General features: G+C 74.2%; 13 protein-coding genes. 6 read left to right on the plus strand and 7 right to left on the minus strand.

The window, feature by feature from the left end; translation table 11 throughout:
- Positions 1-51: 51 nt before the first annotated feature.
- The 5 genes from GD970_RS03275 to GD970_RS03295 form a co-directional block, all read right to left on the minus strand.
- The gene (locus GD970_RS03275; RefSeq protein ID WP_152200763.1) at positions 52-1182 is read right to left on the minus strand and encodes a prephenate dehydrogenase; all 1131 of its coding nucleotides are present in this window, start codon (positions 1180-1182) and stop codon (positions 52-54) included.
- Positions 1183-1459: 277 nt separating this feature from the next.
- Positions 1460-2212 carry a pseudouridine synthase gene (locus tag GD970_RS03280; protein ID WP_152200690.1) on the minus strand — a complete coding sequence of 251 codons (753 nt, stop codon included), beginning with the start codon at positions 2210-2212 and terminating at the stop codon, positions 1460-1462.
- Between the two features lie 8 nt (positions 2213-2220).
- The gene (gene scpB / locus GD970_RS03285) at positions 2221-2811 is read right to left on the minus strand and encodes an SMC-Scp complex subunit ScpB (protein WP_152200693.1); all 591 of its coding nucleotides are present in this window, start codon (positions 2809-2811) and stop codon (positions 2221-2223) included.
- The gene (locus tag GD970_RS03290) at positions 2808-3752 is read right to left on the minus strand and encodes a segregation and condensation protein A (RefSeq protein ID WP_152200695.1); all 945 of its coding nucleotides are present in this window, start codon (positions 3750-3752) and stop codon (positions 2808-2810) included. Before GD970_RS03290 ends, scpB begins: the two co-directional genes overlap by 4 nt.
- Complete coding sequence (locus GD970_RS03295) at positions 3736-4608, minus strand: ParA family protein (protein ID WP_452179011.1); 873 nt, start codon at positions 4606-4608, stop codon at positions 3736-3738. The genes GD970_RS03290 and GD970_RS03295 overlap by 17 nt, the downstream gene beginning before the upstream one ends.
- A gap of 248 nt (positions 4609-4856) precedes the next feature.
- Here GD970_RS03295 and GD970_RS03300 point away from each other — a divergent pair, with 248 nt between their 5' ends.
- On the plus strand, positions 4857-5789 hold the full coding sequence (locus tag GD970_RS03300; RefSeq protein WP_152200698.1) for a type IV toxin-antitoxin system AbiEi family antitoxin: 933 nt from the start codon (positions 4857-4859) through the stop codon (positions 5787-5789).
- Between the two features lie 67 nt (positions 5790-5856).
- On the opposite strand, the gene xerD is transcribed toward GD970_RS03300, so the two are convergent.
- Entirely contained in the window at positions 5857-6816 is a 960-nt protein-coding gene (gene xerD, locus GD970_RS03305) for a site-specific tyrosine recombinase XerD (RefSeq protein WP_152200700.1), read from the minus strand.
- Positions 6817-6862: 46 nt separating this feature from the next.
- Entirely contained in the window at positions 6863-7765 is a 903-nt protein-coding gene (locus GD970_RS03310; protein ID WP_226925123.1) for a heme o synthase, read from the minus strand.
- 409 nt (positions 7766-8174) lie between these two features.
- Between GD970_RS03310 and tkt the strand changes: the two genes are divergently transcribed.
- The 5 genes from tkt (at position 8175) to GD970_RS03335 (ending at position 15790) form a co-directional block, all read left to right on the plus strand.
- The gene (tkt, locus tag GD970_RS03315) at positions 8175-10370 is read left to right on the plus strand and encodes a transketolase (RefSeq protein WP_193314871.1); all 2196 of its coding nucleotides are present in this window, start codon (positions 8175-8177) and stop codon (positions 10368-10370) included.
- A 54-nt stretch (positions 10371-10424) separates the two neighbouring features.
- Positions 10425-11558 carry a transaldolase gene (gene tal / locus GD970_RS03320; RefSeq protein ID WP_152200707.1) on the plus strand — a complete coding sequence of 378 codons (1134 nt, stop codon included), beginning with the start codon at positions 10425-10427 and terminating at the stop codon, positions 11556-11558.
- Positions 11559-11608: 50 nt separating this feature from the next.
- Complete coding sequence (locus GD970_RS03325; RefSeq protein WP_152200768.1) at positions 11609-13240, plus strand: glucose-6-phosphate isomerase; 1632 nt, start codon at positions 11609-11611, stop codon at positions 13238-13240.
- The gene (gene zwf / locus GD970_RS03330; RefSeq protein ID WP_152200710.1) at positions 13237-14784 is read left to right on the plus strand and encodes a glucose-6-phosphate dehydrogenase; all 1548 of its coding nucleotides are present in this window, start codon (positions 13237-13239) and stop codon (positions 14782-14784) included. The genes GD970_RS03325 and zwf overlap by 4 nt, the downstream gene beginning before the upstream one ends.
- A gap of 76 nt (positions 14785-14860) precedes the next feature.
- On the plus strand, positions 14861-15790 hold the full coding sequence (locus GD970_RS03335) for a glucose-6-phosphate dehydrogenase assembly protein OpcA (protein WP_152200712.1): 930 nt from the start codon (positions 14861-14863) through the stop codon (positions 15788-15790).
- Positions 15791-15963: the final 173 nt, after the last annotated feature.

Genomic DNA, 15963 nt, shown 5'->3' on the forward strand with positions numbered 1-15963 from the left:
GAGACGTCAAGTAGTGCGCGAGATGTCACGCCGCGCCGCCCGCCCGCGGGCTCATGCCTCGGCCCGCCCGCTGGCCACCAGGCGCCATCCGCGCCGGTCGAGCTCGGCCTCCAGCCGGCTCGCGGCGGCCGGGTCGACCGACAGGATCGCCAGGCCCACCGGCTGCCCGGCCGAGTGCTCCAGGTGCAGGTCCTCGATGTTGACCCCGGCCTCGCCGACCTCGCCGAAGAGGCGGCCGAGCTCGCCGGGCTGGTCGGGCACGAGCACGCTGACCTCGGCGTAGCGCCGCGGCGCCCCGCCGTGCTTGCCGGGGATGCGGGCGACGCCGGTGTTGCCGGCCGCGACCACCCGGGCGAGCGGCCCGGCGGCCCCCTCGGTCAGCGGCCCGTCGGCGGCGGCGCGCTCGAGGGCGGCCAGGGCGGTGTCGACGTCCTCGCGCAGCGCCCGCAGCGCGCGGGCCACCGGCCCGGCGTTGCCGACGAGGATGGCGGCCCACAGCTGCGGGTCGGAGGCGGCGATGCGGGTGACGTCGCGCAGCCCCTGGCCGGCCAGGCCGAGCGCCGTCTCCGGGGCGTCGCGCAGCCGCGCGGCCACCATCGAGGCGGCCAGCTGGGGCAGGTGGGAGACGAGGGCGACGGCGTCGTCGTGCTCCTGGGCGCCGAGGGTGGTGGGGGCGGCGCCGACGTCGACGGCGAGGGAGCGCACCGCCAGGACGGCGTCCGGGGTCGAGCGCGGGCCCGGGACGATCACCCAGGGGCGGCCGACGAACAGGTCGGCGTCCGCGGCGGCCGCGCCGGACCGCTCCCGGCCGGCCATGGGGTGGGAGCCGACGTACCGGGCGGCGTCGTCGCCGCCGTGGCGCTCGACGTGGTGGGCCACCCGGGCCTTGACGGAGGCGACGTCGGTGACGACGGCGCCAGGGTGGGCGCGAAGCTGGGCGAGCACGGTGGGGCCGGCGACGTCGGGCGGGGTGGCGACGACGACGAGGCGCGGGGCGGGGCTGTCGGGGGTGGCCGGCCGGCCGGCGCCCATGTCACGGCCGAGGGCGACGGCGGACGGCGAGGCGTCCTCGAGCTGGACGTCGACGCCCGCGGCGCTCAGCGCCAGGCCCAGGCTCGCGCCGAGGAGCCCGGTGCCGACCACCCGGACCGGGCCGACCGTGGCCACAGCAGGGCGAGGCATGTTCTCGGGCACCCGGGCAGACTACCGCCCGGCGCCGTCGCCCCTTGTCCGGGGCCCGTGTGGCGGGGCGTGACGTCCCCCGCACCCGCCCCCTCCGGCGAGACGTCAAGTTGGTCGCGAGACGTCATCTTGGGCGCGCAGGTCGCCCGGCGAAGCGGTCTCACGTCTCGCGCACTACTTGACGCCTCGCGCACTGTTTGACGTCTCGCGCACCGTTTGACGTCTCGCGCACTACTTGACGCCTCGCGCACTACTTGACGCCTCGCGGCGGGAGGGGTCAGAGGCCGACCTCGCGCATGAGCTGGCCGAGCTCGGTGCCCGCGATCACCCGGGTGCGGCCGGGCTTGAGCGTGCCGAGCCGGACCGGCCCGATGCGGGTGCGCACCAGGCGGGTGACCGGGTGGCCGACGGCGTCCATGAGCCGGCGGACGATCCGGTTGCGGCCCTCGTGCAGCACGACCTCCACCAGGGAGGCGTCCGCCGTCGTCTCCTTGACCGTGAAGGCGTCCACCCGCACCGGCCCGTCGTCGAGCTCGACCCCCTGCTTGAGCTTCTGGCCCAGGGACCGCGGCACCCGGCCATCGACGGTGGCCAGGTAGGTCTTGAGGACCTCGTAGGAGGGGTGCGCCAAACGGTGGGCCAGCTCGCCGTCGTTGGTCAGCAGGATGAGGCCCTCGGTGTCGGCGTCGAGGCGCCCGACGTGGAAGAGCCGCTCGGGCCGGTCGGCGACGAACTGGGACAGGCTCGGCCGCCCCCGGTCGTCGTCCATGGTGGAGACCACGCCGCGGGGCTTGTTCAGCGCGAGGGTGACGAGGGAGTCGTCGAGCTGGACGCGCAGGCCGTCGACGTGGATGACGGCGCGGGTCGGGTCGACCCGCACGCCCAGCTCGCGCACCACCTGCCCGTCCACGCTCACCCGGCCGGAGGCGATGATCTCCTCGCAGGCCCGGCGCGAGCCCAGGCCGGCGCCGGCGAGCACCTTCTGCAGGCGTACGCCGTTCGGGTCGTGCGGGTCGGTGTGGTTGTTCATCACAGCTCTCAGTCGACGTCGTCCAGCGCGTCCACCTCGGGGAGGTAGGGCGCCAGCGGGGGCAGGTCCTCGAGGGCGTCCAGGCCCATCCGCTCGAGGAAGTAGGAGGAGGTGCGGTACAGCATCGCACCCCCCTCCGGGTCGTGGCCCGCCTCCTCCACCAGGCCGCGGGCGACCAGGGTGCGCACGACGCCGTCGACGTTGACCCCGCGGATCGCGGCGATGCGCCCGCGGGAGACCGGCTGGCGGTAGGCGATGACGGCGAGGGTCTCCAGGGAGGCCTGGGTGAGGCGGGCGGTCTGCCCGTCGAGCACGAAGCGGCCGACGACGTCGGCGTGGGCGGGGCTGGAGTAGACCCGCCAGCCGCCGCCGACCTGGCGCAGCTCGAAGCCGCGGGCGCGGGTGCCGCGCTCGCCGCGGTACTCGGCGGCCAGCTCCTCGAGCAGCTCGACGACCTGGCCGGTGGGCAGGCCCAGGTTCGAGGCGAGCTGGGCGGCCGGGACCGGCTCGTCGACCACCATGAGCACCGCCTCGAGGGCGGCCAGGTGCGTCTCGGGCAGGGCGTCGTCGGGGACGGGCTCGTACTGGACGTCGGTCATGGGCGGTCCTCGGCGGGATGGGCGGGAACGAGATCGGCGGCGACGGCGGCGGCCGGGTCGACGGCGCCGTCCGGCTCCCCGGCACCGGGCGCGGGGGCGAGGTCGGCGGGCGAGGCGGGGTCGCCGTCGTACTCGTCCCCCACGGCCACCTCGCCCTCCTCGGCGCCCGACCAGCGGATGGTCAGCTCGCCCAGCGGCTCGGGCTGGTCGAAGGCCACGGCCCGCTCGCGGAAGAGCTCGAGCAGCGCCAGGAACCGCGCCACCACGACCGCGGTGGAGGCGGCGTCGGCGGTGAGGGCGCGGAAGGTCGCGGTGCGCAGCCGGCGCAGCTTCTCGACGATCAGCGCGGCCTGCTCGCGCACCGGCACGACCGGGTCGTGCACGTGGGCGATGTCGACCTGGGGCGCGCCGGGCTTGGGCGCGAACGCCCCGGCGGCGAGCCGGGCGAGCTCGTCGGGCCCGACCTGCATGACGAGCTCGGGCAGCAGCGCCGCCAGGTGGGGCTCCAGCGGCACGCTGCGCGGGTAGCTCTTGCCCTGCGCGGCCCACCGCTCCTCGAGGTGCTCGGCGACCTCCTTGAACGCCCGGTACTGCAGCAGCCGGGCGAAGAGCAGGTCGCGGGCCTCGAGCAGCTCGAGGTCGTCCTCGTCGTCGACCGTGCCGCGCGGCAGCAGCCGGGCGGCCTTGAGGTCGAGCAGGGTCGCGGCGATGACGAGGAACTCGCTGGCCTGCCCCAGGTCCCACTCGCTCTGCGCGGAGATGTAGGCGATGAACTCGTCGGTCACCTGCGCCAGCGCCACCTCGGTGATGTCGAGGCGGTGCTTGGCGATCAGGGAGAGCAGGAGGTCGAACGGGCCGGAGAAGTTCTCCAGCTGGAGCTCGAAGGCACGGGCGCCGGTGGGCGCGGGCGCCGTCGTCGTCGCGTCAGGCCGCGTCGCCACGGGCGATGAGCTCGCGGGCGAGGCGGCGGTACGCCTCGGCGCCGGCGTGCGACGGCGCGTAGGTGGTGATCGGCTCGTTCGCGACGGAGGCGTCGGGGAACTTCACGGTGCGGGAGATCATCGTGGTGTAGACCTTGTCGCCGAACGCCTCGCGCACCCGCTCGATGACCTCGCGGGAGTGCAGGGTGCGCAGGTCGACCATGGTGGCGAGGATGCCGTCGATGCGCAGGCGCGGGTTGATGCGGTCCTGGACCTTCTCGATGGTCTCGACGAGCAGCGCGACCCCGCGCAGCGCGAAGAACTCCGCCTCGAGCGGGATGATCACGCCGTGCGCGGCGGCCAACGCGTTGACGGTGAGCAGGCCGAGGGAGGGCTGGCAGTCGATGAGGATGACGTCGTAGTCGTCCTGGACCGGGCGCAGCACCCGGGCGAGGGCCTGCTCGCGAGCCACCTCGTTGACGAGCTGGACCTCGGCGGCCGACAGGTCGATGTTGGCGGGCACGACGTCGAGCCCCTCGACCTCGGTGTGCTCGATGATCTCGCGCACGTCCGAGCGGGGGGTCATGAGCAGGGTGTAGATCGTCTCGTCGAGCTCGTGGGCGTTGATGCCCAGCCCGGCGGACGCGGCGCCCTGGGGGTCGAAGTCGACGATGAGGGTGCGCCGGCCGTACTCGGCGAGCGCGGCGGCGAGGTTGATCGTCGAGGTGGTCTTGCCCACGCCGCCCTTCTGGTTCGCCATGGCGATGATCCGCGCGGGCCCGTGGGTGCGGAGCGGGGCGGGCACCGGGAAGTCCTCGGCCGCGCCGTCGGGGCTCGCGCCCACTGCGGTCTGGGAGATCAGTCCTGGTTGCTCGATGCTCACCCCGCCACGGTAGTCGACGCTCCGGGCGCTCTTGGGCCAGAAACGCCCGCGCGTCGGCAGGTGAGACGCCTCCTCCCGGCCGTGAGACGTCAAGTTGGGCGCGAGCGGTCAACTTGTGCACCGGAGGCGGCGAGGACCGGTCCCCGCCCGCTCCCCGTCCGACGACGCCCCTGTGGCCCGGTTGTCCACACCCCTGACGCTTTCGCCGAGCCGCGGGGAGCGCACCCGCCACGATCGGACCCATGCAGCTTCGACCACCCGACGAGCCCATCACGCTGAGCGCTGCGGTCGCCGCCGGGTTCAGCAAGCACGACCTCCGCGCGATGGTGCGTGAGGGCAGCCTCGTGCGCCCCTTCCGCGGTGTCTACCTCCCAGCCGAGCTCGCGAGCGACCCGAAGGCACGCGTCCGGGCGCTCAGTCTGCTCGTCCCGTCGGGGACCGCGCTGGCCCGCGAATCGGCCGCGTGGCTGCACGGCATCGACATCCGGCCCCCCGAGCGGTTCCGCGAGCCGCCGCGCCTCGAGTGTGTGAGCGACTCCGACCTCGCGCTCAACGCGATCCGCCGCCCGGAGATCAGGGGCTCACGCGGCGGGCTGCCCGCGAGCGACGTCGTCACTGTCGCCGGCGTCCCGGTGACCTCCCCCGCCCGCACGGCCCTCGACCTTGCCCGCTACGCCGAGCGGTACATGGGCCTGGCCGCCCTCGACATGTTCAGCCACCAGGGCCTGATCACCCTGGAGGAGATCGGCGAGCGGATCGCGGCGCTCCCCGGCCAGCGGTGGATCGCCCGCGCCCGCTCCGTGCACGCCCTGGCCGACCCGCGCACCGAGCTGCCCGGGGAGTCCTGGACCCGGCTACGGCTCCACGAGGCCGGCCTGCCCATGCCGGAGCTGCAGATCCGCCTGCGCGACGGCACGGGCCGGGAGGTCTACCGGCTCGACATGGGCTACCTCGAGCACCTCCTGGCGCTCGAGTACGACGGCGAGGAGCACCACCGCCGGACGGTCGAGCAAGCGCGGCACGACGACGCCCGCCGGTCCGACATCGAGCGGCGCTGGGGCTGGCGGACCTTCTCGTTCCACGCGGGCGATGTGCTGGGGTGGCGTCCGGTCGTCGAGGCGACGGTCATCGAGGTCCTCGGCCTGCCGCTGGTGCCGGCGCGCCGGCGCTGGTGACCGCTGCGACGTGTTTGACGTCGCATGACCTGTTTGACGCCTCGCGACCTGTTGGACGTCTCGCGCGCTACTTGACGTCTCGCGCCCGGGGGTGGGCCGCGGCGTAGACCTCGCGCATCGTCTGCACGGTGACCTGGGTGTAGATCTGCGTGGTGGTCACCGACGCGTGGCCGAGCAGCTCCTGGACCACGCGGACGTCCGCGCCGCCGGCGAGCAGGTGGGTGGCGAAGGAGTGACGCAGGGTGTGCGGGGAGATCCGCTGGTCCAGCCCGGCCCGCCCGGCCGCCTGCTGCAGCACCGCCCAGGCGCTCTGCCGGCTCAGCGGGTTGCCGCGAGTGTTGAGGAACACCATCGGCGTGCCGCGCCCGGAGCGGGCCAGCGCCGGCCGGGCCCGCACCAGGTAGGCCTCGAGCGCCTCCACGGCGTAGTGCCCGACCGGCACCACTCGCTCCTTGCGGCCCTTCCCGAACAGCCGCACGGTGGCGACGTCGGCGTCGAGGGAGAGGTCGTCGACGGCCAGGCCCACCGCCTCGCTGATGCGCGCCCCGGTGCCGTAGAGCACCTCCAGCAGCGCCCGGTCCCGCAGCGGGACCGGCCCCTCCCCCAGCGACGCCGCCTCCAGCAGCCGCTCGACCTCGTCGACCGTGATCGCCTTGGGCAGCCGCTTGCCGGCCGCGGGCGGGCGGACGGCGGCGCTGGGGTCCTCGGCGGTGGCGCCCTCCTCGAGGGCGAACCGGTGCCAGCCGCGCACGGCCGTCACCGCCCGGCCCGCCGAGGAGGCGGCGAGCGCGCTGCGCCCGTCCGCGCCGGTGCGGATGACCTCGACGTAGCCGGCGACGTCGGCCTCGCGCACCTCGCCCAGCGCGTGCACCCCGCGGGTGGCGAGGTAGGCGGTGTAGCGCTCGAGGTCGCGGCGGTAGGCGGCGACGGTGTGCTCGCTCATGCCCCGCTCGACGGTGAGGTGGGCGAGGTAGTCGGCGAGCGCGCGCCCGAGGGTGCCTGGACCCGCCTGGGCCTGCGCCGTCACGGCGCGGCCGTCCTCACGCCCGCCCTCACCGCACGCCAGCCGGGGCCTAGTACGGCAGCATGGGATCGACGGCCACGGCGACGAAGACGATCGTGAGGTACGTGATCGACCCGTGGAAGACCTTCATGGCGGCGAGCTTGCCGCGCTCGGGGTGCAGCGCCCGGCGGTAGAGCCGCACGCAGATGCCCAGGAACCACGCCGCGGCGACCACCGCGGCCGCGGTGTAGACCCAGCCCATCCCGGCCACCGGGATCAGCGCCAGGGTGGCGGCCACCATGGCGGCGCCGTAGGCGAGGATCTGCCGGGCGACCCGGACGTCGTCGGCCACCACCGGGAGCATGGGCACCCCGGCGCGGGCGTAGTCCTTCTTGAACTTCATCGACAGCGGCCAGTAGTGCGGCGGCGTCCAGAAGAAGATGACGAGGAAGAGCACCAGGGCCGCCCAGTCCAGCGACCCGGTCACCGCGGACCAGCCGATGAGGACGGGCATGCACCCGGCCGCGCCGCCCCACACGATGTTCTGCGACGTCCGCCGCTTGAGGACCAGCGTGTAGAAGACCACATAGAGCAGGATCGCCGCGAGCGTCAGCCCGGCGGCGACGAGGTTGACCAGCGCCGCGAACCAGGCGATGGACACCACGCCGAGAACTGTGGCAAATACCACGCCCTGCCGGTCGGTGAGCTCGCCCGTCACCAGCGGGCGCTGCTTGGTGCGGTTCATCAGCCGGTCGATGTCCCGGTCGATGTACATGTTGAAGGCGTTGGCGGACCCCGCGGCGAAGGCGCCGCCCACCAGGGTCAGGAGCGTCAGCCAGGTGCCCGGCCAGCCGTCCGCGGCGACGATCATCGTCGGGACGGTGGTGATGAGCAGCAGCTCGATGATCCGGGGCTTCGTCAGCGCCAGGTACGCCCAGAACTTCGACCGGGCGGGCCGGGCCTGGGGGTGCAGCGGCCCGGCGGACCCCGCAGGACCGGCGGCGGGTCCGGCGCCCGCCACGATGTCGGCACCCTGGGGCGCACCCTCGGCGTCCGCCACACGGGCGGCCCGCTCGGCGGCTGGCTGGGCACTGTGCACGCGATCCCTGCTTCCCATCTGCCCGGTTCGGGCGCGACGAGGGCGGAATATTGCTCCGCCCCTGGTGCTTCCATCGTACGTGGCCCCCCGACGGCGATCGTGCCGCCCCGCGGACCGTTCCCTAGCCGTCCGTGAGCGGCGCGACAACCGGGGCCGACGTTCCACCCCACCGCCACGCCGGTAGGGTCAGAAACGTAGAGACATCGGCGCCACGCGGCCTCTCCGCGGCGCCCGCACAGGCCGAGCCCCGGACGTGCACGTCCGGACGAGGAATCGAGGATTTGTGAACGCAACGCCCGCCGCGACCGATCAGAGCACCGACCTGGAGTGGTCGGACCTCGACCAGCGCGCCGTCGACACCGTCCGGGTGCTCGCCGCCGACGCCGTCCAGAAGGTCGGCAACGGCCACCCCGGCACCGCGATGTCGCTCGCGCCCGCCGCCTACCTCCTGTACCAGAAGGTCATGCGGCTGGACCCGGCGGACGAGCACTGGCTCGGCCGTGACCGCTTCGTCCTCTCCGCCGGCCACTCCTCCCTCACCCAGTACATCCAGCTCTACCTCGCTGGCATGGGCCTGGAGCTCGAGGACATCGAGGCGCTGCGCACCTGGGGCTCGAAGACCCCCGGCCACCCGGAGTACCGCCACACCAAGGGCGTGGAGATCACCACCGGCCCGCTGGGCCAGGGCATCGCCTCCGCCGTCGGCATGTCGATGGCATCGCGCCGCGAGCGGGGCCTGCTCGACCCCGACGCCGCCCCCGGCACCAGCCCCTTCGACCACCACATCTTCGTCATCGCCTCCGACGGCGACCTCGAGGAGGGCGTGAGCGGCGAGGCGTCCTCGCTGGCCGGCACCCAGCAGCTGGGCAACCTCGTCGTCATCTACGACGACAACAAGATCTCCATCGAGGACGACACCAACATCGCCTTCACCGAGGACGTGCTGGGCCGCTACGCCGCGTACGGCTGGCACACCCAGAGCGTGGACTGGACGCACGGCGGCAGCGAGTACGCCGAGGACGTCCCCGCGCTGTGGAACGCCATCCAGGCCGCCAAGGCCGAGACCGGCCGCCCCTCGATCATCGCGCTGCGCACCATCATCGGCTGGCCGGCCCCGAACAAGCAGAACACCGGCGCCATCCACGGCTCGGCGCTCGGCGCCGACGAGGTCGCCGCCGTCAAGAAGATCCTCGGCTTCGACCCGGAGAAGTCCTTCGAGGTCGCCGACGACGTCATCGGCCACACCCGGGGCAACGCCACCGCTCGCGCCGCGGCCGCCCGCGAGCAGTGGGACGCCGCCTTCGCCGCCTGGCGCGAGCAGCACCCCGACGCCGCCGCCCTGCTCGACCGGCTGCAGGCCCGCGCCCTGCCCGAGGGCTGGGAGGCCGCGCTGCCCTCCTTCGAGGCCGGCAAGGCCGTGAGCACCCGCAAGGCCTCCGGCGAGGTCCTCTCCGCGCTGGCCGGCACGCTGCCCGAGCTGTGGGGCGGCTCCGCCGACCTGGCCGGCTCGAACAACACCACGATGAAGGGCGAGCCGTCCTTCCTGCCCGAGGACCGCGCCAGCAAGATGTTCCCGGGCAACCCCTACGGGCGCACGCTGCACTTCGGCGTCCGCGAGCACGCCATGGCCGCGGCCCTCAACGGCATCGTGCTGCACGGGCTGACCCGCCCCTACGGTGGGACGTTCCTCACCTTCTCCGACTACATGCGCCCCGCGGTCCGCCTGGCCGCGCTCATGGGCATCCCGTCGACGTTCGTGTGGACGCACGACTCCATCGGCCTGGGCGAGGACGGCCCGACCCACCAGCCGGTCGAGCACCTCTCGGCCCTGCGCGCCATCCCCGGCCTCGACGTCGTCCGCCCCGCCGACGCCGCCGAGACCGCCTGGGCCTGGCGCGGCATCCTCGAGCGCACCGACCGCCCGGCCGGGATCGTCCTGACCCGCCAGGACGTGCCCAACCCCGAGCGCGGCGAGGGCCCGGCCACGGCCGAGACCCTGGCGAGCGCCGAGGGCACGCTGCGCGGCGCCTACGTCCTCGCCGAGGCCGAGGGCGGCACCCCCGACGTCATCCTCATGGGCACCGGCTCGGAGGTGCAGCTGGCCCTGGCGGCCCGCGAGCAGCTCGCGGCCGAGGGCATCCACGCCCGCGTGGTGTCCGTGCCCAGCCAGGAGTGGTTCGCCGAGCAGGACGCCGCCTACCGCGAGGAGGTGCTGCCCGCCGCGGTGCGCGCCCGCGTCTCCGTCGAGGCCGGCATCGCGATGAGCTGGCGTCACCTGGTCGGCGACGCCGGCCGCTCGGTCTCCCTCGAGCACTACGGCGCCTCCGCCGACTACAAGGTGATCTACGAGAAGTTCGGGATCACCGCCGAGGCCGTCGCCGCCGCCGCCAAGGAGTCCATCGCGGCCGCCGAGGGCGACGCGGCGCCCTCCGGCGAGACCACCCCCACCACGGCCGGCACGGGCGACCTGCCCAAGTGACCGCGGTGGTCGCGCCCACCACACCTCACCATCACGGAGTCTGGAGCACACAACATGACCGAGAGCACGACTGACCGACTGGGCGAGCTGAGCAGCCAGGGCGTTTCCATCTGGCTCGACGACCTCTCGCGCGGCCGGCTCAACGGCGGCGGCCTCGCCGACCTCATCCGGACCAAGCACGTGGTGGGCGTGACCACCAACCCGACGATCTTCGCCGGCGCCCTGGCCAAGGCCCACGACTACGACGAGCAGGTGGCCACCCTCGCGGCCGCCGGGACGAGTCTGGACGACGCGGTGCTGACCATCACCACCGACGACGTCCGTTCCGCCGCCGACCTGTTCGCCGACGTCTACCGCGACACCGACGGGCAGGACGGGCGGGTGTCGATCGAGGTCGACCCGCGCCTGGCCAAGCAGACCGACGCCACCATCGAGCAGGCCCGCCTGCTGTGGCGCACGGTCGACCGGCCCAACACCATGGTGAAGATCCCGGCCACCCTCGAGGGGCTGCCCGCGATCACCAAGGCGATCAGCGAGGGCATCAGCGTCAACGTCACGCTGATCTTCTCCCTCGACCGCTACCGCGCCGTCGCCAACGCCTACCTCGACGGCCTCGAGCAGGCCCACCGCGCCGGCGTCGACCTGAGCACCGTCCGCTCCGTGGCGTCCTTCTTCGTCTCCCGCGTGGACACCGAGATCGACAAGCGCCTCGACGCCATCGGCACCGAGGAGGCCGCGGCCCTCAAGGGCAAGGCCGGCATCGCCAACGCCCGCCTCGCCTTCGAGGCCTACGAGGAGATCTTCTCCACCCCGCGCTGGGAGGAGCTGGCCGCGGCCGGCGCCCACCCCCAGCGCCCGCTGTGGGCCTCGACCGGCGTGAAGGACCCGGCCTACCCGGACACGATGTACGTCGACGAGCTCGTGGTCGACGGCGTCGTCAACACCATGCCGGAGAAGACCATGCAGGCGGTCGCCGACCACGCGGACCTGCGCGGCGACACCGTCCACGGCACCTACGACGACGCCCGCGCGCTGCTCGACGAGCTCGAGCGGCTCGGGGTCTCCTACACCGACGTCACCGACGTGCTGGAGGCCGAGGGCGTCGAGAAGTTCGAGAAGAGCTGGACCGAGCTCCTCGAGACCGTCACCGCCGCCCTCGACCGTGCGGGGCAGGCGGTCGCGAAGTGAGCGCACCTGCCGCCACGGTGGCGTGGGCGGGGCCGGACGGCGGTGCCCTCATCGAGGTCACCGCCACCGGCGACGCCGCCCACGCCGTCGCGGCGCGCGTGCCGGCGCTGGTGGCCGAGCAGGTGGCGAGCCGACTCGCCGCCCAGGACCCCACCCTGTGGGGTCCGGCCGCGGAGGCCGAGGCGCGGGTGCGCCTGGCCTGGACGGCGCTGCCCGACACCTCCCGCCCGCTCCTGGAGCCGCTGGCCGCGCTGCGCGCCGAGCTGGCCGCCGAGGGGATCGACCGGGTGGTCCTGGCCGGCATGGGCGGGTCGTCGCTGGCGCCCGAGGTGCTCGCCGGCACCGCCGGCGCGCAGCTGACGGTGCTCGACTCCACCGACCCCGAGCAGGTCCACCGCGCCCTGGAGGGCGACCTGCGCGCCACGGTCCTCGTCGTGTCCTCGAAGTCGGGGACCACGGTGGAGACCGACTCCCAGCGCCGCACCATCGAGGCGGCGTTCACCGCCGCCGGGCTGGACGCGGCCCGCCACATCGTCGTCGTCACCGACCCGGGCTCCCCGCTCGAGGCGGCGGCCAGGGCCGCCGGGTACCGGGCCGTGTTCACCGCCGACCCGCACGTGGGCGGCCGGTTCTCGGCGCTGACGGCGTTCGGGCTCGTGCCCGCGGCGCTGGCCGGGGTCGACGTCGCCCAGGTGCTCGACGACGCCGCCGCCGTCGCCCCGTTCTTCGCCGAGGACTCCGAGGCCAACCCGGCGCTCGTCCTCGGCGCCGCGCTGGCCGGCACCGACCCCCTGCGCGGCAAGGTCGTCCTGCGCGACGCCGGGTCGGGCCTGTTCCACCTCGGGGACTGGGCCGAGCAGCTTCTCGCGGAGTCCACCGGCAAGGCCGGCACCGGCCTGCTGCCCGTCGTCGTCGGCGCCGACGCCCCCGAGCTCGCCGCGCCCGCCGCGGACGTGCTGCCCGTGGTGCTCCTGCCGCTGACGGACGAGACCGACGAGGGTGGGGAGGACGCCGGCGCCGCCGCGCGCACCGAGGTCACCGTCGCCGGCACCCTCGGCGGCACGCTGCTGCTGTGGGAGCATGCGGTGGCCGTGGCCGGCCGCCTGCTCGGCATCAACCCCTTCGACCAGCCCGACGTCGAGGCCGCCAAGGCGGCCGCGCGCGGGCTGCTCGAGCAGACCCCGGCGCCCGAACCGCCGGCGTTCACCGACTCCGGCGTGGAGGTCCGCGGCCCCGCGGACCTGCTGGCCGGGGCCACCACGGTGGCCGAGGCGGTCGGGAACCTGCTGGGCCGGCTCGGCCCGGACGGCTACCTCGCCGTCATGGCCTACCTGGACCGGGAGGGCCGGGCCGCCGACACCCTCGCCGGGGTGCGCGCCGCCCTGGCCGCCCGCACCGGCCGGCCGGTCACCTTCGGCTGGGGCCCGCGGTTCCTGCACTCCACCGGGCAGCTGCACAAGGGGGGCCCGGCGGTCGGGGTCTTCCTGCAGCTGACCGGGACCGCCCGCCACCCGGTACAGATCCCCGGCCGCGACTTCGACTTCGCTACCCTCATCTCCGCCCAGGCCGCGGGCGACGCCGCCGTGCTCACCGAGCGCGGCCGTCCCGTGCTGCGCCTGCACGTGACCAACGCTGACGCGCTCGCCTGGCTGGCGGGCGTTCTGGAAGGGCCGGCAGCATGACCACCATCCGCACCACCACCCCCGCCGTGAGCAACCCGCTGCGCGACCCCCGCGACCGCCGGCTGCCCCGCATCGCCGGCCCGTCGGGCCTGGTGATCTTCGGGATCACCGGCGACCTGGCCCGCCGCAAGCTCATGCCGGCGATCTACGACCTGGCCAACCGCGGGCTGCTCCCGCCCTCGTTCGCGCTGACCGGCTTCGGCCGGCGGCACTGGAGCACCGACGACTTCGCCCAGGTGGTCCACGACGCCGTGCGCGAGCACGCCCGCACGCCGTTCAACGAGCGCACCTGGAACCAGCTGGCGTCCGGGTTCCGGTTCGTCCAGGGCGAGTTCGACGACGACGCCGCGTTCGACCGGCTCGCCCAGACCGTCCAGGAGCTCGACACCGAGCGCGGCACCGGCGGCAACCACGCCTTCTACCTGTCCGTCCCGCCGGACTCCTTCCCCGTGGTGCTGCGCCAGCTGGCCCGCTCCGGCCTGTCCGGCCGCGACGCGACCGGGTGGCGCCGGGTGGTCATCGAGAAGCCGTTCGGGCACGACCTGGCCTCCGCCCAGGACCTGGACAAGGTCGTCTCGGAGGTGTTCCCGCCCGACGCCGTCTTCCGGATCGACCACTACCTGGGCAAGGAGACCGTCCAGAACATCCTGGCGCTGCGCTTCGCCAACCAGATGTTCGAGCCGGTGTGGAACGCCCACTACGTCGACCACGTCCAGATCACCATGGCCGAGGACATCGGCATCGGCACCCGGGCGGGCTACTACGACGGGATCGGCGCCGCCCGCGACGTCATCCAGAACCACCTGCTCCAGCTGCTCGCGCTGACCGCCATGGAGGAGCCGGTCTCCTTCGGGCCGGAGGCGCTGCGCGCCGAGAAGGAGAAGGTGCTCTCCGCGGTCAAGCTGCCCGAGGACCTGTCCCTGCACACCGCCCGCGGCCAGTACGCCGCCGGGTGGCAGGGCGGGGTGCAGGTGCGCGGTTACCTCGAGGAGGACGGCATCCCGCCGACCTCGATCACCGAGACCTACGCCGCCATGCGCCTCGACGTCGACACCCGCCGCTGGGCCGGGGTGCCGTTCTACCTGCGGGCCGGCAAGCGGCTCGGCCGGCGGGTGACGGAGATCGCCGTCGTCTTCAAGCGGGCGCCGCACCTGCCCTTCGACAGCACCTCCACCCAGGAGCTCGGGCAGAACGCCCTGGTCATCCGGGTCCAGCCGGACGAGGGCGTGACGATCCGGTTCGGCTCGAAGGTGCCGGGCACCGCCATGGAGGTCCGGGACGTCACCATGGACTTCGGCTACGGCCACGCCTTCACGGAGAACTCCCCCGAGGCCTACGAGCGGCTCATCCTCGACGTGCTGCTCGGCGACCCGCCGCTGTTCCCGCGCCAGACCGAGGTCGAGCTGTCCTGGCAGATCCTCGACCCGATCATCGACCACTGGTCGCACAGCGGGCAGCCGGAGCCGTACGCGCCCGGCTCGTGGGGGCCGGCCGGTGCCGACGACATGCTCGCGATCGACGGCCGCACCTGGCGCCGGCCGTGACCCGCCCCGCCCCCGTGCCGTCACTCGTCCCGACGACGCCCGCCGCGCCGTCGTCCCTCACCGGGAAGGTCCGCCGATGATCGTCACCCTCAACGACACCACGTCCGCCGCCGTCGGCAACCGGCTCGTCTCGCTGCGCGACGAGGGCGGCGCCGTCGCCCTGGGCCGCGTGCTCACCCTGGTCATCCTCGCCGACGACGAGGCCTCCGCCGAGGCGGGCATCCGCTCGTCCAACGTCGCCTCGCACGAGCACCCCTCGCGCGTGCTCGTCGTGCTGCGGGACAACGACACCGACGGGCGGGCCGGGCTGGACGCGGAGATCCGGGTCGGGCGCGACGCGGGCGCCTCGGAGGTCGTGGTGCTGCGTCCCTACGGCGGGGCCGGCGCCCGGCCGGACACGCTCATCATGCCGCTGCTGCTGCCCGACGCCCCGATCGTCGCCTGGTGGGTGAACACTCCCCCGGCGGCGCCCTCGCAGCACCCGATCGGGCGGATGGCGCAGCGGCGCATCACCAACTCCATGCACTGCCCCGACCCCGGGCTGGTCATGGCCGAGCTGCGGGAGAACTACGCCCCCGGCGACACCGACCTGTCCTGGGCCGGGCTGACCATGTGGCGCAGCATCCTGGCGGCGGCGCTCGACGAGCCGCCCATGGAGGCGGTGACGGCGGCGACCGTGACCGGCTCGCCCTACCACCCCTCCATCGCCCTGCTGGCCGGGTGGCTGGCCGAGCGGCTGCGGGTGCCGGTGACCATGGAGGGCGTCGCCGGCGACGACGCCATCAGCGCCGTCGTGCTGGAGCGCGAGTCCGGGCCGGTGAGCCTGGCGCGGGCCAACGGCTCCACCGTGGCCGTGCTCAGCCGGCCGGGGCGCCCGGACCAGCGGGTGAACCTGCCCCAGCGGGACATCGAGAACTGCCTGATCGAGGAGCTGCGCCGGCTCGACCCGGACCCCACCTACGGCGAGGTCCTCACCCGCGGGCTGCCGCTGGTGGAGATGGCCTGACCCTCCCGCGAGACGTCAAGTAGGGCGCGAGACGTCAAGCAGTGCACGAGACGTCATCCCTGAAGGAGCGTGGTGAGTCAAGGGGGTTGGTGACCGGCGGTCTGGTCCCCTTCGCGTAGTTGAGGGTGCGTCGGGCATGAGGCGTCGGGGTCAAGGCTCGCGCGGAGCGCGAC

This window comes from Georgenia thermotolerans (assembly GCF_009193185.1).
Lineage (GTDB): Bacteria > Actinomycetota > Actinomycetes > Actinomycetales > Actinomycetaceae > Georgenia > Georgenia thermotolerans.

Bases quoted from the DNA above. Each gene is read 5' to 3' on its own strand.
- GD970_RS03275 (WP_152200763.1), bottom strand. From the start codon at position 1,182: ATGCCTCGCCCTGCTGTGGCCACGGTCGGCCCGGTCCGGGTGGTCGGC.
- GD970_RS03280 (WP_152200690.1), bottom strand. From the start codon at position 2,212: ATGAACAACCACACCGACCCGCACGACCCGAACGGCGTACGCCTGCAG.
- scpB (WP_152200693.1), bottom strand. From the start codon at position 2,811: ATGACCGACGTCCAGTACGAGCCCGTCCCCGACGACGCCCTGCCCGAG.
- GD970_RS03300 (WP_152200698.1), top strand. From the start codon at position 4,857: ATGCAGCTTCGACCACCCGACGAGCCCATCACGCTGAGCGCTGCGGTC.
- tal (WP_152200707.1), top strand. From the start codon at position 10,425: ATGACCGAGAGCACGACTGACCGACTGGGCGAGCTGAGCAGCCAGGGC.
- zwf (WP_152200710.1), top strand. From the start codon at position 13,237: ATGACCACCATCCGCACCACCACCCCCGCCGTGAGCAACCCGCTGCGC.
- GD970_RS03335 (WP_152200712.1), top strand. From the start codon at position 14,861: ATGATCGTCACCCTCAACGACACCACGTCCGCCGCCGTCGGCAACCGG.